Source organism: Bradyrhizobium sp. CCBAU 45384, assembly GCF_028128665.1.
GTDB classification, from domain to species: domain Bacteria; phylum Pseudomonadota; class Alphaproteobacteria; order Rhizobiales; family Xanthobacteraceae; genus Bradyrhizobium; species Bradyrhizobium manausense.
On sequence record NZ_LBIZ01000119.1, the window covers coordinates 281,584 to 306,783 of the forward strand.

Annotated in this window: 28 protein-coding genes; 15 read left to right on the forward strand and 13 right to left on the reverse strand. The window is 65.0% G+C overall.

Annotation, left to right across the window (positions count from 1 at the left end; all coding sequences use genetic code 11):
• Positions 1-6 precede the first annotated feature (6 nt).
• From XH80_RS37875 to XH80_RS37895, 5 genes are all read left to right on the forward strand, one after another.
• A complete protein-coding gene (locus XH80_RS37875) occupies positions 7-1,065 on the forward strand; it encodes an alcohol dehydrogenase (RefSeq protein ID WP_271603020.1) in 1,059 nt (352 codons plus the stop codon).
• A gap of 51 nt (positions 1,066-1,116) precedes the next feature.
• Positions 1,117-1,344, forward strand: coding sequence for a hypothetical protein (locus XH80_RS37880; RefSeq protein ID WP_057757952.1), 228 nt, complete (start codon positions 1,117-1,119; stop codon positions 1,342-1,344).
• A gap of 259 nt (positions 1,345-1,603) precedes the next feature.
• A complete protein-coding gene (locus XH80_RS37885; protein WP_271603021.1) occupies positions 1,604-1,795 on the forward strand; it encodes a hypothetical protein in 192 nt (63 codons plus the stop codon).
• Between the two features lie 54 nt (positions 1,796-1,849).
• Positions 1,850-2,026, forward strand: a complete 177-nt coding sequence (locus tag XH80_RS37890) for a hypothetical protein (protein ID WP_271603336.1) — start codon at positions 1,850-1,852, stop codon at positions 2,024-2,026.
• 58 nt (positions 2,027-2,084) lie between these two features.
• Positions 2,085-2,306: a hypothetical protein gene (locus XH80_RS37895; protein ID WP_271603022.1), complete on the forward strand. Its 222-nt coding sequence runs from the start codon at positions 2,085-2,087 to the stop codon at positions 2,304-2,306.
• Positions 2,307-2,342: 36 nt separating this feature from the next.
• Here XH80_RS37895 and cax read toward each other — a convergent pair whose 3' ends face one another.
• A complete protein-coding gene (cax, locus tag XH80_RS37900) occupies positions 2,343-3,443 on the reverse strand; it encodes a calcium/proton exchanger (protein ID WP_271603023.1) in 1,101 nt (366 codons plus the stop codon).
• Between the two features lie 301 nt (positions 3,444-3,744).
• On the opposite strand from cax, the gene XH80_RS37905 reads away from it, so the two are divergent.
• From XH80_RS37905 to XH80_RS37915, 3 genes are all read left to right on the forward strand, one after another.
• A complete protein-coding gene (locus tag XH80_RS37905) occupies positions 3,745-5,088 on the forward strand; it encodes a caspase family protein (RefSeq protein WP_271603024.1) in 1,344 nt (447 codons plus the stop codon).
• A 39-nt stretch (positions 5,089-5,127) separates the two neighbouring features.
• Positions 5,128-5,637 (forward strand): hypothetical protein, encoded by a 510-nt coding sequence (locus XH80_RS37910; RefSeq protein WP_271603025.1) that lies wholly within the window; start codon positions 5,128-5,130, stop codon positions 5,635-5,637.
• Between the two features lie 214 nt (positions 5,638-5,851).
• A complete protein-coding gene (locus XH80_RS37915; protein ID WP_333968918.1) occupies positions 5,852-7,033 on the forward strand; it encodes a hypothetical protein in 1,182 nt (393 codons plus the stop codon).
• Here the strand turns inward: XH80_RS37915 and gmk are convergent.
• From gmk to XH80_RS37960, 9 genes are all read right to left on the reverse strand, one after another.
• On the reverse strand, positions 6,966-7,625 hold the full coding sequence (gmk, locus tag XH80_RS37920; protein WP_271603027.1) for a guanylate kinase: 660 nt from the start codon (positions 7,623-7,625) through the stop codon (positions 6,966-6,968). The two genes, XH80_RS37915 and gmk, sit on opposite strands and share 68 nt — an antisense overlap.
• Positions 7,626-7,628: 3 nt before the next feature.
• Positions 7,629-8,516, reverse strand: coding sequence for a YicC/YloC family endoribonuclease (locus tag XH80_RS37925; RefSeq protein ID WP_271603028.1), 888 nt, complete (start codon positions 8,514-8,516; stop codon positions 7,629-7,631).
• Between the two features lie 131 nt (positions 8,517-8,647).
• The gene (gene mltG / locus XH80_RS37930) at positions 8,648-9,919 is read right to left on the reverse strand and encodes an endolytic transglycosylase MltG (protein WP_271603029.1); all 1,272 of its coding nucleotides are present in this window, start codon (positions 9,917-9,919) and stop codon (positions 8,648-8,650) included.
• Positions 9,920-10,044: 125 nt separating this feature from the next.
• A complete protein-coding gene (fabF, locus tag XH80_RS37935; protein WP_271603030.1) occupies positions 10,045-11,310 on the reverse strand; it encodes a beta-ketoacyl-ACP synthase II in 1,266 nt (421 codons plus the stop codon).
• A gap of 108 nt (positions 11,311-11,418) precedes the next feature.
• Positions 11,419-11,658 carry an acyl carrier protein gene (locus tag XH80_RS37940; RefSeq protein ID WP_008130699.1) on the reverse strand — a complete coding sequence of 80 codons (240 nt, stop codon included), beginning with the start codon at positions 11,656-11,658 and terminating at the stop codon, positions 11,419-11,421.
• Between the two features lie 309 nt (positions 11,659-11,967).
• Positions 11,968-12,705 (reverse strand): 3-oxoacyl-[acyl-carrier-protein] reductase, encoded by a 738-nt coding sequence (fabG, locus tag XH80_RS37945; RefSeq protein WP_057757979.1) that lies wholly within the window; start codon positions 12,703-12,705, stop codon positions 11,968-11,970.
• Positions 12,706-12,717: 12 nt separating this feature from the next.
• Positions 12,718-13,677 carry an ACP S-malonyltransferase gene (gene fabD, locus XH80_RS37950; protein WP_271603031.1) on the reverse strand — a complete coding sequence of 320 codons (960 nt, stop codon included), beginning with the start codon at positions 13,675-13,677 and terminating at the stop codon, positions 12,718-12,720.
• Between the two features lie 175 nt (positions 13,678-13,852).
• A complete protein-coding gene (locus tag XH80_RS37955; RefSeq protein WP_271603032.1) occupies positions 13,853-14,878 on the reverse strand; it encodes a fatty acid desaturase family protein in 1,026 nt (341 codons plus the stop codon).
• Between the two features lie 3 nt (positions 14,879-14,881).
• Positions 14,882-15,586 carry a TetR/AcrR family transcriptional regulator C-terminal domain-containing protein gene (locus XH80_RS37960; protein ID WP_271603033.1) on the reverse strand — a complete coding sequence of 235 codons (705 nt, stop codon included), beginning with the start codon at positions 15,584-15,586 and terminating at the stop codon, positions 14,882-14,884.
• A gap of 571 nt (positions 15,587-16,157) precedes the next feature.
• On the opposite strand from XH80_RS37960, the gene rpsF reads away from it, so the two are divergent.
• The 4 genes from rpsF to rplI all read left to right on the forward strand — a co-directional run bounded on the left by rpsF (position 16,158) and on the right by rplI (position 18,651).
• Positions 16,158-16,652 carry a 30S ribosomal protein S6 gene (gene rpsF, locus XH80_RS37965; protein WP_057757987.1) on the forward strand — a complete coding sequence of 165 codons (495 nt, stop codon included), beginning with the start codon at positions 16,158-16,160 and terminating at the stop codon, positions 16,650-16,652.
• A 5-nt stretch (positions 16,653-16,657) separates the two neighbouring features.
• The gene (gene rpsR, locus XH80_RS37970) at positions 16,658-16,897 is read left to right on the forward strand and encodes a 30S ribosomal protein S18 (protein ID WP_007592020.1); all 240 of its coding nucleotides are present in this window, start codon (positions 16,658-16,660) and stop codon (positions 16,895-16,897) included.
• A 130-nt stretch (positions 16,898-17,027) separates the two neighbouring features.
• Positions 17,028-18,005 carry a DUF2232 domain-containing protein gene (locus XH80_RS37975; protein ID WP_271603034.1) on the forward strand — a complete coding sequence of 326 codons (978 nt, stop codon included), beginning with the start codon at positions 17,028-17,030 and terminating at the stop codon, positions 18,003-18,005.
• A 46-nt stretch (positions 18,006-18,051) separates the two neighbouring features.
• Positions 18,052-18,651 carry a 50S ribosomal protein L9 gene (rplI, locus tag XH80_RS37980; RefSeq protein WP_057757990.1) on the forward strand — a complete coding sequence of 200 codons (600 nt, stop codon included), beginning with the start codon at positions 18,052-18,054 and terminating at the stop codon, positions 18,649-18,651.
• Between the two features lie 202 nt (positions 18,652-18,853).
• Here the strand turns inward: rplI and XH80_RS37985 are convergent, their stop codons facing one another.
• Positions 18,854-19,846, reverse strand: a complete 993-nt coding sequence (locus XH80_RS37985) for a hypothetical protein (protein ID WP_271603035.1) — start codon at positions 19,844-19,846, stop codon at positions 18,854-18,856.
• Positions 19,847-20,123: 277 nt separating this feature from the next.
• Here XH80_RS37985 and XH80_RS37990 point away from each other — a divergent pair, with 277 nt between their 5' ends.
• On the forward strand, positions 20,124-21,374 hold the full coding sequence (locus XH80_RS37990; RefSeq protein WP_271603036.1) for an SAM-dependent methyltransferase: 1,251 nt from the start codon (positions 20,124-20,126) through the stop codon (positions 21,372-21,374).
• A 3-nt stretch (positions 21,375-21,377) separates the two neighbouring features.
• Here the strand turns inward: XH80_RS37990 and XH80_RS37995 are convergent, their stop codons facing one another.
• Positions 21,378-21,584, reverse strand: coding sequence for a transcriptional regulator (locus XH80_RS37995; protein WP_271603037.1), 207 nt, complete (start codon positions 21,582-21,584; stop codon positions 21,378-21,380).
• 545 nt (positions 21,585-22,129) lie between these two features.
• Between XH80_RS37995 and XH80_RS38000 the strand changes: the two genes are divergently transcribed.
• Entirely contained in the window at positions 22,130-23,641 is a 1,512-nt protein-coding gene (locus XH80_RS38000; RefSeq protein WP_057757996.1) for a replicative DNA helicase, read from the forward strand.
• 47 nt (positions 23,642-23,688) lie between these two features.
• Positions 23,689-24,966 carry an alanine racemase gene (gene alr, locus XH80_RS38005; protein ID WP_271603323.1) on the forward strand — a complete coding sequence of 426 codons (1,278 nt, stop codon included), beginning with the start codon at positions 23,689-23,691 and terminating at the stop codon, positions 24,964-24,966.
• A gap of 12 nt (positions 24,967-24,978) precedes the next feature.
• Here alr and XH80_RS38010 read toward each other — a convergent pair whose 3' ends face one another.
• The gene (locus tag XH80_RS38010; protein ID WP_271603038.1) at positions 24,979-25,197 is read right to left on the reverse strand and encodes a cysteine rich repeat-containing protein; all 219 of its coding nucleotides are present in this window, start codon (positions 25,195-25,197) and stop codon (positions 24,979-24,981) included.
• Between the last annotated feature and the right edge of the window lie 3 nt (positions 25,198-25,200).

A 25,200-nucleotide genomic window follows, 5' to 3' on the forward strand; every position in this document is an offset into this window, starting at 1 on the left:
AGAAAAATGGCGTCGATGCGTCGGCAGTCGCTGGTCAAGTTCGATGCGCCTCTGTGCGAGACCATCGTCGATACGCCCAAGCCCAGGGCTGCCGAGGTGCTGGTGCGCATCGAGCGCTGCGGCCTCTGCCATTCCGACCTGCACATCCAGGATGGCTATGCCGATCTCGGCGGCGGCAAGAAGCTCGACACCACACGCGGCATGACGCTGCCCTTCACGCTCGGCCATGAGATCGCCGGCGTCGTCGACGAAGTCGGCCCTGACGTACCGGCAGGCCTCGTCGGCTCGAAGAAAGCGGTGTTTCCCTGGATCGGCTGCGGCCAGTGCCGCGACTGCAAGAACGGCGACGAGAATCTCTGCGCCAAGCAGCGCTTCCTCGGCGTCTCCATCGACGGCGGCTTCGCCAGCCACGTGCTGGTGCCCGACGCCAAATATCTGCTCGACTATGATCCCCTGCCCGTCAACCAGGCCGCGACCTTGATGTGCTCGGGCGTTACCGCCTACGGCGCGCTCAAGCGCCTGGTCGATCGTCCGCGCCAGCGCAATCTGCTGCTGATCGGTCTTGGCGGCGTCGGCATGATGGGCCTGTCGTTCGCGCAGGCGATGTTCAAGCAGCCGATCACGGTTGCCGATCTGTCGCCGGCCGCGCGCGAGACCGCGCTGAAGAATGGCGCAGCCGTCGCCTATGATCCGTCCGAGCCCGAAATCATCAAGCGTATCCTGAAGGAGACCGATGGCGGCTTCGACGAGGTGGTCGATTTCGCCGGCAACGAAAAGTCGATGGCGTTTGCGGTCGCGGTCGCAGCGCGCGGCGGCAAGGTCGTGGTGTCGGGCCTGATGGGCGGCCAGTTCACGCTGCCGATGGTGCAATGGGTCTACAAACGCCTCACTGTCGAGGGTTTCATGGTCGGCACGCTTGCCGAGGCGCATGAGCTGATGGCGCTCGCGCGGGCCGGCAAGATCAAGCCGACGCCGATGCGCGAAGAGCCGATGGGCGACGTCCAGAAGTGGATCGACGAATTGCGCGCCGGCAAGGTGGTCGGCCGCATCGTGCTGACGAACTAACGTCTCGCCGCCGCGCGCGGAACGGCTTCGGCCGCACCGCGTTGGCAGCGCATGTCCATTCGCTGTACGGTCGAGAGCGCATTCTTCATCGCCTGGAGCTTCCTCGAGAAGACCGGCGAGCTCGGGCCGCCCGATGCGTCTGCGGACATCATTCTCGACGCGATCGAAGCGCAGCTCAGAACCGGCGAGCGCCGACCGCTGATGCTCGCCAACCGAGCGATCGATGCGTACCGGCACGCGAACCGGGAGTCGGCGGCGCGCGAGGCCCGCCTCGGGTAGGGGCAGCGGGCCATCTCCGCATACGCTCTATTTACTGTTGAACAGCGCGTATGTTCCGTTCTCGAACCATCCGGTGTTCTCCGGTGAAGAACAGAGTTCGAAGCGTGGCGGACAGGCAACACAGCGGGCGAAGCGCTTACCGATGCCAAGGCCGCCCGGCACGAAGCGTCCATCTCGCCCGCGATCCAATTAAGCTTGGAACGCCCTCTGCGCCCAGCGCGTTGACCTCTCGTCAAGGCAACGACGGAGTCTGAACCGCATGACGAAGCCGCTGACGAAGTCCGTGCGGCCTGTTCCCGACGAGAACCGGAGCCATTTGGGCGCCGGAAGCGCGCCCACCGTTTCCGTCGACACGACCAAGGGCCATCGCGACGACGAGAAACAGAACATCCGTGAGCAGGCCGCCCACGGCAATCTCACCCAGAACACCAGCAACCGGCGCATGGGATAGGCGCAGAAACGAAGGGGGCATGAAGAGAGGGGGGCATGAAGAGGAGATACGAACTTGGTGACTCCCGGCAAATGGTACGATCCGATCTCCGAACGTTGGATCGCGCCGCGCGAACTCAACCGCGTAGCTCCCTCCCCCCGTGCCAGCGAGAACCACGTGCTCGAGATGCAGAGGTCCGTCGAGATCCAGCGCATCTGGCGCCTACTGGTCGATTGTTGCGCAAGCAAGTGATACTTCATGCCGTGCCTGCCGGTCGAGAACTCCGTCAGCGCCTGGTCATGATTACCGCATGAACCATTCCGCATCTCGTGCCAGGCCTGTCGCAGTCGTGATACGCGTTCTTGCGCTGATCGTCGGCTGCGCCTGCCTGCTTCTCGCCGCCATTTGCTTTGCCATCGCGGCACAGGTCTTTGTGCAGACCGGCGTGTTTGCGCAGTCTTATGCGATGGTCGGGCTGATCAGCGGCGTGCTCGGGCTGCTGGCGCTGACGCTGGGGCGCGCGTGGAGGTGAGCCTTGTCGCTCCGAGATCGACTGACAGCGCGGACGTCAGATCTGACCGTGGGCCCCGGGCGGCACCATATACAGGGTCATGGCGAAGATCGCGTAGATAAACAAAAGCAAGGCTCCGATGAACCATGCTGACCGGCCGCCGTTGGTGATGAAACAGGCGGTCACGGTCGCGATCATGACCATGGTTACGGCGCCCGGCCAGAACTGCAAGTCCATCGGCTTTGGGCCGACGACATAGCTGAGCAGCACCAGCACCGGCGCAACAAAAAGGGCGATTTGGGACGCGCTTCCGAGCGCGATGCTCACGCTCATGTCGAGCCGGTTCTTGCGTGCCGCAGAAAACGCCACCGCCATTTCAGCGGCGGCGCCGACCAGCGCGACGATGATGAAGCCGACAAAAGCCGGGCTCAATCCCAACGTCTCGCCCGCCTTCTGTACCGAACTCACGAAGATCTCGCTCACCAGGGCAACCAGCACCGTCACCACGAGGAGCGTGCCGACGGCCAGTCCGATCGGCCAGCCGCCGCCGGCCTCGCCATGGTCTTGGCTGGCAAATAGCTCCTTGTGGGTGCGAAGCGAGAACAACAGACCCAGTCCATAAGCAGATATCAGCAGCACGGCGAGACCCGCACTGAGCTTCTGCGCCATCACGTCGCCTCGCGCCAGATCGAGGTCGGCAACCGCGGCTGGCGCGAGAAGCGCAATCGTCGCCATCAACAGAAGTGACGCATACAGCCGTCCGCCGGCGCGATTGTACTCCTGGACATGAGTCCGAAGTCCGCCGAGCAGAAACGAGGCGCCAAGCATGAAGAGCGAGTTTGTTACGATCGCGCCGGCAATCGACGCCTTCACCAGCATGTATTCTCCCGCTTGGAGCGCGGCGATGGCGATGATCAATTCGGTGAGGTTTCCCAATGTTGCATTGAGCAAGCCGCCAATGGCATCACCCGTCCTTTCCGCAACACTTTCGGTCGCCTGACTCAGCAGCGCGGCAAGAGGCACGATGGCGAGAACCGACAGCACGAACAACGTCGTGTGAGAGGATGGAGCTGCGAGCTCGACGACCAGCACAATGGGCACGAAAACGAGCATCCAGAGCAAAGGATTAGATCGGACTTCCTTGAACAGCAGGTTCATGGCCCCAGCCCCGCCACCCGGCGACGCCCAAACCTCGCAACGCTGCCCACCGCGGCTGTTGATGTATGTCAAGTGGCGCCCGGATCGGCGCGGGGCCGTCGGCGCCCGGCCTTCCCTGCGCCCGTTGACCACCATCGGGCGATCTCACGAAGCAAGCCTCGGGCAAAAGCTGCCGCGGGCAGGATGCGTCCTACTCCTTTCCGGCCACGAGGCACGGAAGGCCCGCAGCGGTACGGAATGTCCACACGCTTTTCGCGAGCGCGCCGAGCTGGTAGATTACGCTATTGATTTGGGGGCTTTCATGCACGCGAGGATTTTCAATCGCGTCCTGATGCTGGCTGCGCTGGTCGCCGCCGCACTCGCTGTCGCGAGCCAGCCGGTTCTCGCCGAGAAGCGCGTCGCGCTTGTGGTCGGCAACTCCGCCTACAAGAACATCACGCCGCTCGATAATCCGTCCAAGGACGCGACGCTGATGGCCGACACGCTCGGCTCGCTCGGCTTCGCGCTTGTCGGCGGCCATGCCCAGCTCGATCTCGACAAGGCCGCGATGGACATCGCCGTGCAGAGCTTTGGTCGCCAAGTGCAGGGCGCCGACGTTGCGCTGTTCTACTATGCCGGCCACGGCGTCCAGGTCGCCGGCTCCAACTATCTCGTGCCCGTCGGCGCCAATCCGACCCGCGAGGCCGACGTCGACTTCCAGATGACCGACGTGAACCTGGTGCTGCGGCAGATGCAGGGCTCCGGTACGCGGCTCAACCTCGTCATCCTCGACGCCTGCCGCAACAACCCCTTTGGCTCGCGCGGCCTGCGTGCCTCCGAAGGGGGCCTTGCGCAGATGCGCGCGCCCGAGGGCACGCTGATCTCCTATGCGACCCAGCCCGGCAATGTCGCTCAAGACGGCAGCGATGGTCACAGCCCCTACACCAAGGCGCTCGCCGCGACCGTCCGCACCGCAGGCCTCGACGTGTTCCAGACCTTCAACCAGGTGGGCCTCGCCGTGAAGCGCGCCACCGGAGGCGCGCAGCAACCCTGGGTGTCGTCCTCGCCGATCGACGGCACGTTCTATTTCGTGCCACCGACGCTAACTGCACCACCGGTCGCGGCGATGCAGCCAGATCCATTGCCATCAGAGCGCCTCCGCGCCGATCCCGACCGTGTTCCGTTGCGCGATGCCGCGCTGCTCAGCGAGTTGAACGAACGGCTCTACGAGCTCAATTTCGACCCTGACACGCCCGAGGGGCTGACGCGCGCCATCACGAAACTTCAACAGCGCATTGCCATGGCGCCAACAGGCGAAGCCACCGAGGGCCTGCTGCTGCGGATGCGCAAGATGGAGGATCTCAAGCCGTGGGGCTCGATCGTCTACGGGCCCGACAGCAACAAATGGGGCATCTCGTGGAATCACGCCTCGCGCCGCGCGGCGGTGGCGGATGCGCGCGGCAATTGCGCCGGCGCCAAATGCGCGATCGAGCTCTCCTTCTACGGCAAGAGCTGTGGCGCATTCGCGATCTCGGACAAATCCTGGTCGCTGGTCCAGCGCGACAGCATCCAGCGCGCGAAAGACGCCGCGCTTGACGATTGCGGCAAGGCTGGCAAAGCTTGCCGCATTGTTGGCGCCGTCTGTGCCGACGGCTCCGGTCGTTGATCTTGCCGCCGATATTTGATGATGATGGATTTCTGGCTCATGTCGAACAATGCAAGCCGCCCTGTTATCCTCACCGCGCTTCTCCTCGCCCTTCTGCAGGCCTCATCGGCTTTCGCGCAATCCGGCAGCGCCGGCGGCTCGATCGGCAATGACGAAAAATCCCTGTCCGGCTCGCGCCAGGATAGTTCTGCAGGCCGCTCCGCCGAACCCGCACCGTCGGCGCGCCGGAGCAAGCCGGCCGCTGACGAACAACGCTCGTCGCGGCGCGGCGGCGGAGGTGGAGGTGGAGGCAGCTTCGACGGGGCCTGGGCGGTCGTCAGTGTCGGCTGCGGCGGCTCGTCGAGCGGCGCAACCGTCGTGACCTCGGGCCGCGTCATCGGCGAAGGCGTCACGGGGACGGTCAGCGCGAACGGCGCGGTGCACACATTCGGCCAGGCCGGAAAAGGCATCACTTATACCGGCGCCGGCCGCCTGTCCGGGCGCAGCGGTTCCGGCACCTTCCGCCGCTCCGACGGCTGTTCGGGAACCTGGACCGCAAGCAAGCAATAGCGCCGACAAAAAGCCCAATTCGCGGTGGAACGAACGCCGCGCAGGCCCGATTCAAGCCACATCCTTTCCGGATTTGCGGCTCATTGCCACCTAACTCTTTGTTGAGAAAGGGAACGTAACGAGTTGCGTCATGCGTAACCGGGAGACCAGGATGGGCAACCGCACCGCAAAGTTTTTATCCGCGCTAATCGGCAGCATTATTGCGGGCGCACCCTTGGCCGCTGTCTCACAGAACGCGCCGAGCGCCGCCACCGCTGCAAGCACGGCGGCTGCCGCGAGCGACTGTCTCGCCTCGCCGAAGGGCACAGCGCCGCAGGGACAGCATTGGCACTATCGCGTGGAACGCGGGACCAAGCGGCAATGCTGGTATCTGCGCGCCGAGGGCGCCAAAGCCATGACCACTGCGCAAACCGAGAATGGCTCGCCGCAACCGGATTCACCGCCGCAGCAATCGGTGCAGAATGCGCGCGCCGAATACATCGCGCCGCAGAGCATCGCGCAAGCTGCGCCTGCGACTGCGCCGCAGGCAACTCCACCGGCGTCCGCTACCGGCAGCGATACGCAGCAGCCGGCCGTCGCCACGCGCTGGCCGGACACCCCAGCCGCGCCGGCGCCGCAGTCGGCAGCGGCACCTGCAACGGCAGTCGATCAGCCGAGCGCGCAGCCGCCGGCATCCCCTGCCCCTGTGACGTTCGCCTCGGCCGACAGTGCTGACAAGCCGACCGGCTCGCTCCCGACATTGCTGCTCGTCATCATCGGAGCGCTCGCGCTCGCCGGCCTCATCGCCAGCGTGATCTACCGCTTCGCCGGCGGTCGCGCGCGCACCCAGACGGCCGATCGCCGCGTGAACTGGGATCACAGGCAGGATCACGACGACAGCCGCGCGCCGTGGCTCAACGCGACGCCAGTCCCTGCACCGCGCCTGGAGCGACCGCTCCCGGTCGACTTCGACGCCGTGCGTCCGGAGACACCCGTGCGTCCAGAGGCACCGCAGATCGCCACATTCACCGACGGGATTCGCCGGATCGCAGCGCAAAACCGTCTCCTTGAGGTCGCGACCGAAGAGCGAGAGGAGACCGAGATCGACTATTTCGACGGCGAGTTCGAGATCGAGGCGGCGGCGCCTCTGGCGGCCGACGGCCAAGACGACGACCAAGAGGAAAAAACGGCCGATCACGATGTGAACGCGGATCAGGAGCACCTCCGCGACGCAGACGTGCACGCCAACCATGCGCCCGACGACAATGCCGTCGACGTCGATATCATCACGGCGATGCTGGAACGGCTGGCGAGCCAAGGACCGCGACTGACCAAGCCGGGCTTTGAGCCTAGCCTTGAAGCTGACCTTGCAGCCCTCGCACGAAGCTCACGAGCCCGGTCTGCCGCTCGCGCTTGAGGCGCTCGGCCTTGAGGATCGACTGCACCTCGGCGAAGGCGTCATCGACACTATGGTTGATGACGATGTAATCGTACTCGGCCCAGTGGCTCATCTCGTCGCTGGCGCGGCTCATGCGCTTGCGGATCACCTCATCGGAATCCTGCGCGCGCGAATGCAGCCGCTTCTCGAGATCGGACGCCGAGGGCGGCAGGATGAAGACGCTGACGACGTCGGCGCGCGCCTTCTGCTTCAATTGCTGAGTGCCTTGCCAGTCGATGTCGAACAGCACATCCTGGCCCGCCGACAGCGCCGCCTCGACCGGTCCGCGCGGCGTGCCGTAGCTGTTGTCGAACACCGTCGCCCACTCCAGGAGTTCGTCGGCCTTGACCATCGCATCGAAGGTCGCCTTGTCGACAAACGTGTAATCCTTGCCGTTGACCTCACCCGGGCGCATCGATCGCGTGGTCGCCGAGACCGACATTTTCAGGCCCGGCATGCGGTCGATCAGCATCCGCGACAGCGTCGTCTTGCCCGCGCCCGATGGCGAGGACAGCACGAACATCAATCCGCGCCGCTCGACCCCGTCAGCTCCGTGACCGCCCGATGTCATCGATCACTCCAGATTCTGGACCTGTTCGCGGAACTGCTCGACCACGTTCTTCATGGCGAGCCCGGTATTGGTCAGCTCGATGTCGTTCGACTTCGAGCAGCAGGTGTTGACCTCGCGGTGAAACTCCTGCGCCAGAAAATCGAGCTTGCGGCCGATCGGGCCGCCCTTGCCGATCAGCTCGCGCGCCTGCGCGATGTGGGACGCGATGCGGTCGAGCTCCTCGCGGATGTCGGCCTTGGTCGCGATCAGGATCGCCTCCTGCATCAGGCGATCGGAATCGAAACGGTCTGAGGTATCAAGCAGAGCTGCAATCTGCTCGGCGAGCTTCGCCTTGATCGCCTCCGGCTTGCGGCCGGGCGAGCTTTCCGCCCTCTTCGCGAGCTGCTCGATCTCGTCGACCCGCTGGGTCAGGATCTCGCCGAGCGAGATGCCCTCGCGCTTGCGCATCGCCACGAGCTCGTCGAGTGCCTTGTCGAAGGCGTCAGCGGCGGCAGCGCGCGCGGCCTTGTCCTCCTCCTCGTCGCCCTCGGGCTCGGCGATCTCGACGACACCCTTGATGGCGAGCAGCCCGTCGATGCTCGGCGCGACCGCGTCGACCTTGCCGGAGATCATTGCGGCGGCCTTCAGCACAGCGTTGAGCACGTCCTCATTGACGCGGACCGTGGCGGCCGCATTGGCGCGCTTGACGTTGAGATTGGCGTAGACGGTGCCGCGCGACAAAAGCTCGCCGGCGCGCTTCTTGGCGTAAGCCTCGAGCTCGTCGAATCCCTGCGGCAGGCGCACCCTGAGGTCAAAGCCCTTGGCGTTGACCGACTTCAACTCCCATTCGAACGTATACGGCCCGCTTGCGCCGTGGCATCTCGCAAAGCCGGTCATGGACGACAGCGCCATCAGGTCAAATTCTCCGGAAAACTGGGATTCGCGAGGCCATCAGGCCACGCGAATCTTAAGACTATTTTGCAGGAAAGTGGAATCCGCAAAGTCGGCAGGGCAAGTCTACAGGGACCTCTATGGGTGCGGGCCTAGCGCTGGACCACCGGCGGCGACGGCTGCACCGCACCCTGGCGGGCGGGCGCCGGGCCTGCGGGCCGCGCCGGCGGCTTCTTCTGCTGGCTCGGCCTGGGCGGCGTGGCCGCGGTCGGCGCCGTATCGGTGGCCGCGGGCGCCGCGGCTGCGGGCGGCGCGTCATCGGCGGGCTCGACGGTGTCGTTCTGGATCTGCTTCTCCATCGCGCGGAGTTTGGCGACGTTCTTCTGGTGGGCGTCGTAGGTTTCGGTGAAGGCGTGGCCACCCGAGCCGTCGGCGACGAAATAAAGGTCACGGGTGCGGGCCGGGTTGGCTGCGGCCTCCAGCGAGGCACGGCCGGGATTGGAGATCGGGCCCGGCGGCAAGCCCTCGATCACATAGGTGTTGTAGGGCGAGGGCTGCGTGATCTCGCTGCGCTTGATCGGGCGTCCCAGCGTGCCCTTGCCGCCGACGAGGCCGTAGATGATGGTCGGGTCGGACTGCAGCTTGATCTTCTGCTTGAGGCGATTGACGAACACGGCCGCAACACGGCTGCGCTCGTCCGGCTTGCCGGTCTCCTTCTCGACGATCGAGGCCAGCGTCACCAGCTGCTCCGGCGTCTTGACCGGCAGGTCCTGGCTGCGGCGCTCCCAGATCTCGGCGAGCACGCGCTTGTGCGCCTGCTGCATGCGCTGGATCACCTGGTCACGTGGGGTCCCGCGCGGGAACTTGTAGGTCTCGGGCAGCAGCGTGCCTTCGCGCGGCAATTCATGCACGCTGCCGGTGAAGATGTCGTTGTCGCTGAGCCGCGCCACGATCTGCTCCGAGGTCAGGCCTTCGGGAATCGTGACCGCGTGCTGGACCACCTTGCCCTCAACGATGGTGGCAATGACGTCGCGCAAACTCGCGTTCTTCTGGAACGAATATTCACCGGGCTTCAGGTCCGAGCTCGCCTTCAGCGCAGCCACGGCGCCGATGAACACCCATGGGTTGACGTCGGTGACGCCTTCCTTGTTCAGGGTCTCGGCGATGTCGCGCTTGCCCGCACGCTGCGGGATGTTGACGACCTTGTCTTCCTTCAGCGGCCCCGGCGACTCCAGCACCTGACGGCCGTAATAATAGGCCGCGCCGGCGCCGATCATACCGATCAGGAGCAAGGTGATGATGGCGTTACCGACCACGACGAACGGATTGCGCGCCCGCTCCGAACGCTTCGGCGGCGGCGGGACCTGCTCGGGCTCGAGCGCTGCCCGCGGACTCCGGGGCGAAATGGGCGGCCTTTCACTCATCGAAGCAACCTGAATCCTGCCGGTTCAATCGCAGCCAGACAATCGCTTGCCGAGCCCAATGCACGCGCCCACTGATATGACTATCGCCGAATACGGCAAAACGGTGGATTCGTCTCGAACGCAAACTATTGGACCAGACGCCGGACGATCACCGACGCATTGGTACCGCCGAAACCGAAAGAGTTCGACAACGCGATGTTCACCTCGCGCTGCTTCGCCTTATGCGGCACGAGATCGATCGCGGTCTCCACCGACGGGTTGTCCAGGTTAATGGTCGGCGGCACGACATTATCGCGAATCGCGAGGATCGCGAAGATCGCCTCGATCGCGCCGGCCGCGCCGAGCAGATGGCCGGTCGACGATTTGGTCGAGGACATCGCCACCTTGGAGGCGGCATTGCCGAGCAGCCGCTCCACCGCACCGAGCTCGATCTCGTCGCCGAGCGGCGTCGAGGTGCCATGCGCGTTGATGTAGTCGAGATCGGACGCGGTCAGGCCGGCGCGCTTCAGCGCGGCCGACATGCTGCGGAATCCGCCATCGCCATCGGGCGACGGCGACGTGATGTGATAGGCATCACCCGACAGGCCGTAGCCGATCACCTCGGCATAGATCCTGGCGCCGCGGCGCTGGGCGTGCTCGAGCTCTTCCAGGACGAGGACGCCGGCGCCCTCGCCCATCACGAAACCGTCGCGGTCCTTGTCGTAGGGGCGCGAGGCCTTCGCGGGCGTCTCATTGAAGCCGGTCGACAGCGCGCGCGCGGCGTTGAAGCCGGCAATCCCGATGCGGCTGATCGGCGACTCCGCGCCGCCCGCGACCATCACGTCGGCATCGCCGAGCGCGATCAGGCGGGCGGCATCACCGACCGCATGCGCGCCGGTCGAGCAGGCCGTGACCACAGAATGGTTCGGTCCCTTCAGCCCGTGCTTGATCGACACATAACCGGAGGCGAGATTGATCAGGCGGCCCGGAATGAAGAACGGCGAGACCTTGCGGGGCCCTCGCTCCTTCAACAGGATCGCGGTGTCGGCGATGCCGTTGAGGCCGCCGATGCCCGAGCCGATCATGGTGCCGGTCGCGCATTTGTCCTCTTCGGTCTCGGGATGCCAGTTGGCATCGTCGAGCGCCTGGCCGGCCGCAGCCATGCCGAAGATGATGAAGTCGTCGACCTTGCGCTGGTCCTTCGGCTCCATCCATTTGTCGGGATTGAAGCTGTCGTTGCTGCCGTCGCCGCGCACGACGGTACAGGCGATCTTGGTCTGCAGATCGGAGACATCGAAGCTCTCGATCCTGCGCGCACCGCTTTCGCCGTTGAGGATGCGTTTCCAGGTCGGCTCGACGCCGCAGCCGAGTGGCGACACCATGCCGAGACCAGTGACGACAACCCGCCTCATATCCGAAAACTCCGCATCGAAAGATTCACGGCCAATAACAAGAAACCGGCTGGCCGCTGCGAAGCGGCCCGTCCGGTTTCAATGTTGTCCCCGCGAAAATGAAGAGCCTTAGCTCTTCGCGTTCTTCTCGAGAAACTTCGTGGCGTCGCCGACGGTGAGAATCGTCTCAGCGGCGTCGTCCGGAATCTCGCAACCGAATTCTTCTTCGAACGCCATCACCAGTTCGACGGTGTCCAGACTGTCGGCGCCGAGGTCATCGATGAAGCTCGCTGCGTCGACAACCTTCTCGGGCTCAACACCAAGGTGTTCGACCACGATCTTCTTAACCCGCTCGCCAATGTCACTCATTGCATAACCTCGTGTTGTTCCCTGTAGACCCGACCCCCCGGGACGATACGAGCCGTCGTGGTCGTTGACTGCCTTCGCTTACGAACTTTGATTTGGCCCCATCTTAACCGATGGAGGCCCGGCGAACGACGGCCAAGGCTCCGCATCGCCAATATACAGGGTTTCAAAAACCTGCAATGGCGTTCTTTGCCCATCCGTTGAAGGTCCGGTTATCATACTTCAACTGCCTTGACTACACGCCTCAATTCGCTCCGAAAACGGCCGTTTGCCGCATCCGCACCAGCCATGTGGGCAGTGCGGAACGACGAGTCAGATCATGGCCATGCCACCGTTGACGTGGATGGTCTGGCCGGTGACGTAGGCTGCTTCGTTCGAACTCAGGTAAACGGCGGCGGCTGCAATGTCCTCGGGCGTACCCAGGCGGGCAGCCGGAACCTTGGCCAGAATGGTCTCGCGCTGCTTGTCGTTGAGCGCATCGGTCATCGGCGTCTTGATGAAGCCGGGCGCGATGCAATTGGCGGTGACACCGCGCTTGGCGTATTCGGCGCCCAGCGTCTTGATCATGCCGATCAGGCCGGCCTTCGACGCAGTGTAGTTGCCCTGCCCCGGGTTACCGGTGACGCCGACGATCGACGTGATCGCAATGATGCGGCCGAAGCGCTTGCGCATCATCAATTTGGTGGCGGCACGCGCCAGGCGGAAGGTCGCGGTCAGGTTGACGTTGATGACCTCATCCCAATCCTCGTCACGCAGCTGAACGAACAGATTGTCACGCGTGATGCCGGCGTTGGCGATGAGAATGTCCACCTGGCCCATCGCAGCTTCCGCGGCCGGCACCAGCGCCTCGACCTCGTCGGCCTTGGAGAGATTGCAAGGCAGCACATGGGTGCGCTCGCCGAGCTTGCCCGCAAGCTCATCCAGCACCTCTTTCCGCGTTCCCGAAATCGCGACGGTCGCGCCCTGCGCATGCAGCGCCTGCGCGATCGCACCGCCGATGCCTCCGGTCGCGCCAGTGACGAGCGCTTTTTTGCCAGTGAGGTCGAACATTGAGAAACTCCTCTAGCCCTGCTTCGCAGCGGCCAATGCGTCCTTGGCGGCGGCAATATCGTTGGGACCGCCGACTGCAACGCCCACGGCACCATCCGCAATGCGCTTGACGAGGCCCGTCAGCACCTTGCCTGCGCCGATCTCGAAGAAACGGGTGACGCCCTGCCCGGCCATATAGGCGACCGACTCGCGCCAGCGCACCGTGCCGGTCACCTGCTCGATCAGCCGGCGGCGAATCTCGTCGGGATCGGTGATGGCGCTCGCCAGCACGTTCGACACCAGCGGCGCGGCCGGCGCCTTGATCGTGACCTTGGACAGCGCCTCGGCCATCGCATCGGCGGCGGGCTGCATCAGCTGACAATGGAACGGTGCGGACACCGGCAGCAGCATCGCGCGCTTGGCGCCTTTGGTCTTGGCGATCTCGACGGCGCGGTCGACCGCGGCTTTGTCCCCGGAGACGACCACCTGGCCGCCGCCATTGTCATTGGCAGCCTGGCAGACCTGGCCCTGCGCCGCCTCCCTGGCGACCTCCATGGCGGCGTCATAGTCGAGGCCGAGCAGCGCCGCCATGGCGCCGGCGCCAACAGGCACGGCCTTTTGCATTGCGAGACCGCGGGTGCGAAGCAGCCGCGCGGTATCAGAGATTGTCAGGCTGCCCGCCGCCGCCAGCGCCGAATATTCGCCGAGCGAGTGACCAGCGACGAAGGCGGCATCCCGTCCCACGGAAAATCCCGCCTCAGTCTCCAGCACGCGCAGGGTCGCCACCGACACCGCCATCAGGGCCGGCTGTGCGTTCTCGGTGAGCTGAAGGGTCTCGGCCGGGCCGTCCCAGATGGTCGCTGTCAGCTTCTCTCCAAGCGCGGCATCCACCTCGTCGAACACGGCGCGCGCCGCCGGATAGGCGTCGGCCAGGGCCTTGCCCATGCCAACCGCCTGGGAACCCTGCCCCGGAAATGTGAATGCTGCCGTCATCGGCGCGCTCCCTGGATCGCTCAACCCGTGTGCCACGAGAACCCGGCAGCCGATGACGTCCGGCCCGAGCCTTGGTTCCGGACCATGCTCCGAAAGGGGCCGTAGACACTGTCCGGGGCTGGAATGTCAAGCCAAGATAGGAACTTCCGCCGGCATTCAACGGGGGATGCGGCCGCTAGAACCCGCCGTCGGTCTGGTTGGCATCGACCGCCGCCCCCGCCCGTGCGCGGCGTGCGCTGTTCACCAGCTGGCCGGGACGGTCATCACGATTGGGCTTCGCGGTCGCAAGCCGCAGCACCGCGGCGTAGTTCGGCTGCACTTCCATCCGAGCGGCGTGCCGGCTCTTGCTGAGAAGGCGATGGACTTTCGGCAGGTTGTAACAAGGGACGTAGAACAAGAGATGATGCTCGAGGTGATAGTTCACGTAATACGGCGCGATGAACAGACGCTCGAGAAAATTGGCGTGCGTGGTGCGGGTGTTGCGCAGGGGGTCACTGCTGTCAGGCACGACGGCATGTTCAGCGATGTTGCGGATGCGGGTGATCACCATCATCCAGGTGAGCAGCGGCACCAGCCACAGCAGCGGATAGGCCCACCACACACCGGCCGCGGCGAGGCCGGCGAACATCACGGCGTTGACGAAGCACTGTGGACCGAGCTTCTCCCGGAAATGCGCGGCGCGCCGGCGCCACGGCCAATCCTTCGGCCCGAGCGCGTTGAGCAATTGCGCCTTGCGCTGCTGGTAGCCGGTCTGTCCGGTGATGTCGCGGATGAACTTGCGGCGGTAGCTTAGTTCCGTGATCGGAAACGGCGCCGATAGCACCAGATCAGGATCATCCTTCTGCTGGGTGCGCGCGTGATGCTGCAAATGATAGCGGCGATAGCTGCGCGTCTCGGCAAACAGCGGATAGGCGCAGAGCCACTGGCTCAGCGCCAGATTGGTCGTCTCGTCCGCAGACAGACAACCATGCGCGCCGTCATGCATCAGGATCGCCAGACCCAGCTGTCGCGAGCCGATGAGGGCGACGGCGAGAACATAGGTGAGCGGATTGGGCCACCACGCGACCAGAGCGATCGCACCAATGATGAGCGCCCAGGCGTGGGCGATCATCGCGACGCCTTTCCACGTCACGCGCTGACGCACGTCGGCGAGTTGATCATCGGTCAGGAAATCGCGGGCACGCATGCGAAGCGCGGTCATCGCCTACCCCTCCTCATTCGAATTGCGCGCTGTGTCACGCTCGTCGACGAGACGCAGGCGCGCAGTATCACCCGTCGATTTCGCCTGCTCGCCGAGCACACGCAGCATCTCGGCGCAGAGCGCGTCGGGCGAGCGGCCCATCGCGTAACCCTCCAGGATGACGCCGATGGCAACGGCCCAGAACCGCCGCGAGCTTTCATCGGGCGCACGCAGCGAACGCCAGCCGTGGCGCGCCACCTGGCCAGCATAGGCGCGCGCGCCTTCAGCGTGCAGGCGCTCGATGGTGCGCTCGACCAGCGGCGCGAGATCCTGGCGCCGCCGCGTCAACGTCAGCGCCTCGGCAAAGAAGGCGATCGAATCGCTCGCCGTCACGGTCTCGGCCAATGCGTGCGTGTACTCCCGCGGCGTACGCGCCTTCAGCGCCGCCTGCTCGGTCGCGCGGGCCAGATACAGCAGATCGCGGCAGGCGCATTCGACGAACAGCGCCTCCTTGGTGCGAAAGTAATAAGTGATCTGGCTCGGGAACGCATCCGCGGCAGCCGCGATGTCGGTGATCGCAGTGCCCGACAGCCCCCGCTCCCGGAACAGCGGGCTAGCGGCATCCAGCAGCAGGGACCGCATCTTGCGCCCGGCCGAGCGCGTCGCCCGCGCCGCATGCTTGGGGTCGCCCGCCGCCTCGAGCGGCTCCTGGGCCGGCTTTTCCGACATTGGGGTCCTCTCCCTGATTTATTTGTATGACATACAAACAAATAAATCAAGCAGGATATGGTATGACGCCGATCTAGCCACCCCCACACTGTCATGCCCCGCGACCCGGCTACGCCAAGGCTTCGCCGGCGTCGAGGTCCAGGGGCGCCGAAGCTTTTAGCGTAGGCGGCAGGCGGGGCATCCAGTACGCCGCGCCCCATCGGTTCAACTATAACCGCCCCGGAGTACTGGATCGCCCGGTCCTGGTGCGCAATTGCGCACCAGGACCGGGCGATGACCCTGAGTGTGTGGCGAGCACATTCGGCCTCCCTGCGCCGGGACCATCCCAAGCCCAAAAGCATGACGTCAAACCTTGCCAAGCCGGCCAAAATCCGTATAACGCGCGCATCCGCAGACCCCGGCCGGGAGCTGAACGGACGGTCTCAGCAAATCCTCAGTGATTTTGGTGTGGCAGGGCCAGTCGGCCCGTCGTCCCGTGTTTCCGCCTTCTGAGCTTAATCCCAGAGTCCTTTCCGAAGGTCTCTTAAGGGCTTGACGCCGGGCAATGCGCCAACACGAGGAAAGGACTGATATGGCTCTCTATGAGCATGTTTTTCTCGCGCGCCAGGACGCGAGCACGCAGCAGGTCGAAGAGCTGACTGCGCAGATGACCGGCATCGTCGAAGGTCTCGGCGGCAAGGTCACCAAGACCGAGAATTGGGGCGTTCGCTCCCTCACCTACCGCATGAACAAGAACCGCAAGGCGCATTTCGTGCTGCTCAACATCGACGCGCCCTCCGCGGCGATCGCCGAGATCGAGCGCCAGGAGCGCATCAGCGAGGACGTGATCCGCTATCTCAGCGTCCGCGTCGAGGAGCTCGAGGAAGGCCCGTCCGCGATGATGCGCAAGGCCGACCGTGATCGCGAGCGCGACGATCGTGGCGGCGGCTTCCGCGGCGAGCGTGAAGGCGGCTTCCGTGGCGACCGCGAAGGCGGTTTCCGCGGTGGTGATCGCGACGGTGGCTTCCGCGGCGATCGCGGCCCGCGCCGTCCGCGCGACGAAGCTGAAACGACGGATGGGGAGTAAGAACAATGGCTGAAGCTGGTGCACGCCGCCCGTTTTTCCGTCGCCGCAAGAGCTGCCCGTTCACGGGAGCCAATGCGCCGAAGATCGACTACAAGGACTCCAAGCTGTTGATGCGTTACGTCTCCGAGCGCGGCAAGATCGTGCCGAGCCGCATCACCGCAGTGTCCGCGAAGAAGCAGCGTGAGCTCGCCCGCGCCATCAAGCGCGCGCGGTTCCTGGGCCTGTTGCCCTACGTCATTCGCTAACACGAATTCGGCCGGCGGCGGTCCACGCCGTCGGCCGTGACTTTTTCGAACTCATAAGGCTTCCGGGTCGTCCGGTCGCCGATGGTTGGGGCAAAGCGCCTCTAACCGCTCGAAGGGAGCGGGACAGCTGATGATGGTATTTGGACTGATAGCCCTGATCGCCGGCGCTGCGTCGGCCCTGATGTTCGCCTCGATCGTGTCGGGCGCGCTGATTTCGCTTGTCCTGTTCTATCTCGCACCGTTGCCGCTGATGGTCGCCGCGATCGGCTGGGGGCCGTTCTATGCGAGTCTCGGCGGTATCGCCGCGGCGGTCGGCCTCGGCGCGATCTTCGGCCTGCCCTATTGCATTGCCTTTGCTGTCACCATCGCCCTGCCGGCCTGGTGGCTCGGCCATCTTGTCCTGCTCGGCCGGCACGTTGCGGGCGTGACACCTGCCGTGGACGTCGCTGCGCCCACCGAACCTGAAATCGAATGGTATCCGGTCGGCCGCATCATGTTGTGGATCGCGGGCTTCGCAGTCCTGACCACGCTCGCGGCCCTGCTCACGCTCGGCACCGACGCCGACACCATCACCGCTACGCTGCACCGCGGCTTGATGCGCATCCTCCGCGCGAGCGATCCGCAGGCCACTGGTGAGGCCGACCAGTTCATCGATGCGCTGGTCCGGATCGCGCCGGCTGCCGCCGCCATCGTCTCGATGATGACCCTCACCCTCAACCTTTGGCTCAGCGCCAAAGTGACGGCGACATCGGGCCGGCTGCGCCGCCCCTGGCCCGATCTGAAGACGGCCGAATTGCCGGCGATGACGCTCGCGGTGCTCTGCATCGCGCTTGCCTTCTGCTTCACCGGCGGCCTGCTCGCGATCGTCGCGCAGATCACCACGGCGGCATTGATGATGGCTTACGCGCTGACCGGCTTTGCCGTGCTGCATACGCTGACGCTCGCACTGAAGAGCCGCACCTTCTGGCTCGGTTCAACCTATGCCGTTGTCGTCGTGTTCGGCTGGCCTGTCATCGCGATGGTGATCCTTGGGCTTGCGGATGCCGTGTTCGGCTTCCGCGAGCGCTTTCTGCGTAACCGGCAGCCGCCGCCATTGCCGATATCTTGAGTTCAACCCGAAACTGAAAACCAGAGCACTTCAAAGGAGAACGAATATGGAAGTCATTTTGCTGGAACGCGTGAGCAAGCTCGGCCAGATGGGCGAAGTCGTGAAGGTTCGCGACGGCTATGCCCGCAACTTCCTGCTCAAGCGCGGTAAGGCGCTGCGCGCCACCGCCGACAACCGCGCCAAGTACGACGGCATGAAGGCCGAGCTCGAGGCTCGCAACCTTGCCTCGAAGGGCGAGGCGGCCAAGGTCGCCGAGAAGATCGAGGGCAAGAACATCATCGTGATCCGCCAGGCCTCGGAAGCCGGCCAGCTGTTCGGCTCGGTCAACGTGCGTGACATCGTCGTCGCCTTCGAAGCCGACGGCATCTCGCTGGCCCGCCCGCAGATCCAGCTCGACGCGCCGATCAAGACCATCGGCAAGCGCTCGATCACCGTCGCCGTCCACCCCGAGGTCGAGGTCGAGATCACCGTCACCGTCGCGCGCAGCCAGGACGAGGCCGAGCGCATCAACCGCGGCGAGGACATCTCCACCCGCAACGAGGACCGCGACGCCGCCGCCGAGGCGATCGCCGCTGCCGGCGAGTTCTTCGATCCGGAAGCCCAGCACGACGACGTCGCGCCGGCTCCGGCCGCGGAAGAGAAGTAAGCCTGCTCGTGATTCCGGGGCGGTCCGCAGGACCGAACCTCAGGTGCGCAATTGCGCACCGGGGAATTTCGAGGGTTCTCGCTTCGCGAGCCCCGGAATGACAAATCAATAGCCCGGCTGCCTCAGGCAACCGGGCTTATCGTTTTTGCAGCGATGTCCTCGCCGAGCATCGCAATCGAGATGAGTGCCGTTGCGGTCCTGCTTAGCGCGAGATCGGCGGCGTCGGCGGGCCGGACGAGTCGGCCGGTGCTGGCGATGGAGCCGCGGCAGGCGTCATCGGCGCCGGCTCGACCGGCTTGGCCGCCGGCTCGGCGCTGGGGGCGGGTTCGGCCGGTTTGGAGGCGGCCGCTTCCGCGGGCTTGGGCGCGGCCGGTTCGGCCGGCTTGGCGGCCGCTGGCGGAGCCGGTGTCACCTGCGGCACAGGATCGGGGCGCAACGCCGGCGTCTCGCTGGCGCTCGGCTCGACCTTGGCGCTCTCAGGCCTCGTCTCTGCCGGCTTCTCGGCGGGCTTGCCGCTGTCGGGCTTGGACTCGGTATCGACCTTGGCGCTCTCGCTCTTCGGCTCGGTCTTCGGTTCAGTTTTGGGTTCGGTCTTGGAATCGACCTTCGGCGCGGCGGCGTCTTCCGTCTCCGGCTTGGCGCGCTTGCTCATGCGCTTGCCCTTGCGGCCCTCGCGCGGTTGTTCGGCGGCGGCCTCGGGCTTCGCACCTTCCTTGGCACCTTCCTCGCTCGGCCGCGCCGCGCGCTTCTGGCGGCCCTCAGGCGCCGGGATAGAAGCGCCCTCGCCTTCCGGCTTGGCGGCTTCCTGGCGCTGCCGTCGGCCCTGATGCTCAGGCGACTGTCCAGGGGGCGTGTTGGCGTCCTTCTCCTTGGAGGCGTCCTTCTTGTCCTTGCCGCCGTCCTTGGATTGATAGCGGGCGTCGGTAGCACCGTTGGAGACGAGGTAGGAGGCCAGCACGCCGGCCATGTCGGGGCTGGTGGTGTAGTGTTGACGCAGGAAGCCCGGCAGCGAGCCCGGCGCCACCGTCTTCAACAGCCCCCGCGGGCTCTTGTGGCAGGCATTGCAAGTCTGCGCGAAGATCTGGGATGGGGCCTTGCCGGCCTCGAGGTTCGTCGCCTGCGCCAGAACGGCATCGGAGGCGCCGAAGCCAATCAGAAACAGCACCGTGGCGAGGCTGAGCGCTCGGCTCGACATTCCCATCATCTCCATTGAAATCCGACAGATACGGCCGGCCCCCCGGCGCGGCGGCGGTCACCTTTTAGCCGATTGCGCTGCGAATGGAAGCAGGCTGCGGCGCAAGGATGGGGTTAAGCGCCTTAGGAATATCTGCCGTGAACACAACGCAATGGCGGGACCCAAACGCCCTCCCCAGATTTAGATGCAAACGCATAGGAACCCGAGCGGGACCTGAGCGTCAGAATTGAAAGGCCGGGTTAGTCGCATCTCTTGTCCGCTCGAGAGGAAGGTGTGGATGGACCGCTTGTTGCGTAGCTTCCTGTCGCAATTCATTCGCCGGGGGTCGCTGACGGTGACCACGGCAAATGGATCGAAATTCACGGTCGGCGACGGCACGGGCGAGCCGATCGCCGTGCGCTTCGTGACATCAGACGCAGAGCGAAAGATCCTCATCAATCCCGAGCTCGGGCTTGGCGAGGCCTATATGAACGGCGAATTCGTCGTCGAGCGCGGCAACATCGCCGATGTCCTCGCCATCCTGCTCGATCAACCCGAACTGTTGCCTCACTGGGCAAAACCCTGGTGGCACCTGCGCTATCTCGCCCGACATATCAGACAGTTCAACGCGCGGGCGCGCTCGCGCCGCAATGTCGCGCATCATTACGATCTCGACGCGCGGCTTTATTCGCTCTTCCTGGACGCCGACAAGCAATATAGCTGCGCCTATTTCGAGACGCCGGACGCCACGCTCGACGACGCGCAGCTCGCCAAGAAGCGGCATGTCAGCGCAAAGCTGCTGGTCAAGCCCGGCCAGCGCGTGCTCGACATCGGATCGGGCTGGGGCGGGCTCGGCCTCTATCTGGCCGAGATCGCAGGCGCCGACGTGACCGGCGTGACGCTGTCGACGGAGCAGTTGCAGATTGCCAATACGCGCGCCGCCGAGAAGGGTCTGACGCATCAGGCGCGCTTCCTGCTTCAGGACTATCGCGACGTCCCGGGGCCATTCGACCGCATCGTGTCGGTCGGCATGTTCGAGCATGTCGGGGCGAGGTTCTACGACACTTATTTCCAGCGCTGCGCCGAGCTGCTCAGCGATGACGGCGTCATGTTGCTGCATTCGATCGGCCGCTCGCAGGGACCGGATTCGACCAATCCCTGGATCGCCAAATACATCTTCCCCGGCGGCTACATCCCCTCACTCTCGGAGGTGCTGCCCGCGATCGAGAACGCCGGGCTATTGGTCTGCGACATCGAGATCCTGCGGCTGCACTACGCCGAGACGCTGAAGGCCTGGCGGGAGCGCTTCATGGCGCGGCGCGAGGAAGCCGTGCAGCTTTACGACGAGCGCTTCGCGCTGATGTGGGAATTTTATCTCGCAGCCAGCGAGATGACCTTCCGCAAGCAGGGCATGATGAACTTCCAGATCCAGCTGACCAAGCGCCAGGGCGTGGTGCCGATGACCCGCGACTATATCGCCCACGAGGAAGCCCGGCTGCGCGCCCTGGAGGGCGGCGCCAAGCCGAAGTTGAGGCTCGCCGGTGAATAGGTTCTAGTGACGCAGGGTCGAGATCTGGGAGGCGCGGTAAGAGGCTGCCAACGCCAATTGCGCCCTCAGCTCGACGATGATCTCGGGTGCGACCGGCTGGCGCCGGATCTCCGGCCGCTCTGCGTGCTGCATGGCGGCGATCAGACCGGACAGCCACAGCCGGCTCCCTGTCTCGCTTCGCCAATCCTGGTGCTGCCGTTCTGGCGGCATCGCTTGCCTCGTTTCCCGTGAGGGGTTCGGGATAATCCCCGGCCCACCTGCTTGTTCCCTTCCTACCCCCGAAAGAATCCGGAGAGATGTGATCTGCTTCACATTCCCGAGGTCGGAGCTGGCCTAGACCATCGCCATGAGAAAGCAGACCCAAACCTCATTCGACGTCCAGCACGATCTCCGCACCGACTACGCCCTGATCGCCACCGGCGTCGGCGCGGCCCTGGTGGCGCTGGTGTATCTCCTGCTGGTCTGATCCCGCACCGGAAAACGCCCGCGCACCGCTTCACGCGCTTTCAAATAGGTCTGCACCTCAATTCATTAGGTTCACCCTATCCGGATTTTTCCGTGGCGTGGTCGCGGCCGCTTCCGGTCCGGCCTTGAGTTCCGTGGAAATCCGTCAAGCGCGGCGAATGAAGAGGCCGCCAATCATCCACCGCTTTTAAGATCGGTTGATAGTGACGAAGTTTTAGCTTCCGCTTTGGCCTGGAGCGGCGCTTTATCCCGGCCCCGCATCCGCCGCAGAAACTTGCTATCGCTCGACCATGGCCCTGACTGATTCGAACGTCCTCAAACTTGCGCCCGAGCCCGGAACGCCCGCCTATCGGAGCGCGCCGCACAATATCGAGGCGGAACAGAGCCTTCTGGGCGCGATCCTGGTCAACAACGACGCCTTCTACCGGGTCTCCGACTTCCTGGAGGCGAAGCATTTCTTCGAGCCGTTGCACCAGACCATTTTCGAGACCGCCGGCAGCCTGATTCGGATGGGTAAGATCGCCACGCCCGTCACGCTGAAGACGTTCCTGCCCGCGGACACCGACGTCGGCGGCATGACCATCGGCCAATATCTGGCGCGGCTTGCGGCCGAAGCGACCACGATCATCAACGCCCAGGATTATGGGCGCACGGTCTACGACCTTTCCTTGCGCCGCGACCTGATCGGCATCGGCGAGGACATGGTCAATGTCGCCTATGACGCCCCGGTCGATTTCCAGCCGCGAGCCCAGATCGAGGACGCCGAGCGAAAGCTCTACGAGCTTGCCGAGTCCGGCCGCTACGACGGCGGCTTCCAGAAATTCTCGCAGGCGCTCGCGGTCGCGGTCGACCTCGCGGCCAAGGCGTTCCAGCGCGACGGAAAGCTGTCCGGCATCTCGACGGGCATGCGCGACCTCGACACCAAGATGGGCGGCCTGCAACAGTCCGACCTCATCATCGTCGCGGGCCGTCCCGGCATGGGCAAGACCTCGCTGGCGACCAACATCGCCTACAACGTCGCCAAGGCCTACGTTCCGGAGCTCCAGGCCGACGGCACCACCAAGGCCGCCAATGGCGGCGTCATCGGATTCTTCTCCTGCGAAATGTCGGCCGACCAGCTCGCCACGCGTATCGTGGCCGAGCGCACCGGCGTTCCCTCCTCCCACATCCGCCGCGGCGGCATCTCGGAAGCCGATTTCGAGAAGATCCGGGAGGTCTCGATCGAGCTGCAATCGCTGCCGTTCTATGTCGACGCGACCGGTGGCCTGTCGATCGCGCAGCTGATGGCGCGCGCGCGCCGGCTGAAGCGGCAGAAGGGCCTCGACCTGCTCGTGATCGACTACATCCAGCTGCTGTCAGGCTCGAGCAAGCGCGCCAGCGACAGCCGCGTGCAGGAAATCACGGAGATCACGACCAGCCTGAAGGCACTCGCCAAGGAACTCAATGTTCCCGTCATCGCGCTGTCCCAGCTCTCACGCCAGGTCGAATCCCGCGACGACAAACGGCCGCAGCTCTCGGACTTGCGTGAATCCGGATCAATCGAACAGGACGCCGACGTCGTCCTGTTCGTGTACCGCGAGGAATATTACCTCGCGATGAAAGAGCCCCGCCCCGGCACGCCGGAACACGAGAAGTGGCAGCTCGACATGAGCCTTGCGCACGGAAAAGCCGAGGTCATCATCGGCAAGCAGCGCCACGGCCCGACCGGCACCGTCGATTTGGCGTTCGAAGCTTCGGTCACGAGGTTCGGCGACCTTGCACCGGACAGTCAGGTGCCGGCTCGCGGCGGCGACGACTACTGAGTTCCTTGAACCGGCCCGGCCTCTTCGCGTAAAACGACGCCATGACAATGGTGTCCGACCCGAACATGATCCCGCAATCCGGCCTTCTCTCCGCGGAGGCCAATCAGGCTGCCGCGCTCGCTACCTATGGCGGCGTGCTCACCATCGACCTCGACGCCATCATCGCCAACTGGCGCAAGCTCGAGAAGACGGCGGTACCGGCCGAGTGCTCCGCGGCGATCAAGGCCGACGCCTATGGCTGCGGCACCGCGCAGGTGGCGCAGGCGCTCAACAAGGCCGGCTGCAAGACCTTCTTCGTCGCCACCATCGAGGAGGCCCGCACGGCGCGCGCAGCGGTGCCCGACGCCACCATCTACGTGCTCGGCGGCTATTTCCAGAACACCGGCGAGCACTACGCCAAGATCAACTGCCGTCCCGTCATCGGCGACCTCAACGAGCTCGCCGAATGGGACGTGTTCTGCCGCCGCACCGGCTGGTCCGGCGGCGCCGCCATCCATATCGATACCGGCATGAACCGGCTCGGGCTGACGCTGTCGGAGGCGCAGGCCATCATCCCCCGCATCAATGCCGGCGATCACGGCATCACGCTGGTGATGAGCCATCTGGTGTCGGCCGAGCAGCTCAACAATACGATCAACGCAAAACAGCTCGCGGCCTTCCGCGCCATCGCCAGCGAATTCTCCGGCGTGCCGGCGGCGCTCGCCAATTCCTCCGGCATCTTCCTCGGCGCGCCGTTCCAGTTCGACTTGGTGCGGCCGGGCGCCGCGCTCTACGGCGTCAATCCGACACCGGAGGCCGACAATCCGATGCAGCCGGTCGTCGACCTCAAGGCGCGCATCGTGCAGACCCGCTCGATCGAGCGCGGCGAGACCGTGGGCTATGGCGGCACCTGGTCGGCACGGCGGCCGACGAAACTCGCGATCATCGCGGTCGGCTATGCCGACGGCTATTTCCGCGCCGCCAGCTCCAATGACGGCACGCGCGGCGCGGAGGTGATCGTCGCCGGCAAGCGCTGCCCGGTCGCGGGGCGCATCTCGATGGACCTGATCGCGATCGACATCACCGATCTGCCGCCGAACGCAGCGCGCCGCGGCCATATGGTGACGCTGCTCGGCGAAGGCATCACCGTCGACGAGCTCGCCCATCATTTCGGCACGATCGGCTATGAGGTGCTGACCAGCCTCGGCCGTCGCTACGCCCGCGTTTACAAGGGCGGCAATGTGGTCGAGCCGCTGGTGAAGCCGGAGCCCGCGAAGGCGGCCGAGCAGCCGCCCTCCCCGCCGCCGCTCGCGCAGCCGGCAAGCCCGCCGCCACTGCCGAGCTGAGGCGTCAGCCGCTTACTTCTTCTTCCTGCTGTCCAGTGCGGCCTTGCAAGTCGTGCTGAGCTGATCGCGCTTGCCATTGAGGCAGGCCACGATGCCGCCGCCGGGCGCGATGCCGGCGCAGAATTTGTCGTAGTCCGCCTTGCATGCGCCGCGCGTATCAGCCGATTGTGCTGAACTGGCCCCGGAGAGTGCGACGACGAATGCGATGGCGGCAAAGCTCAACTTGGACATTGT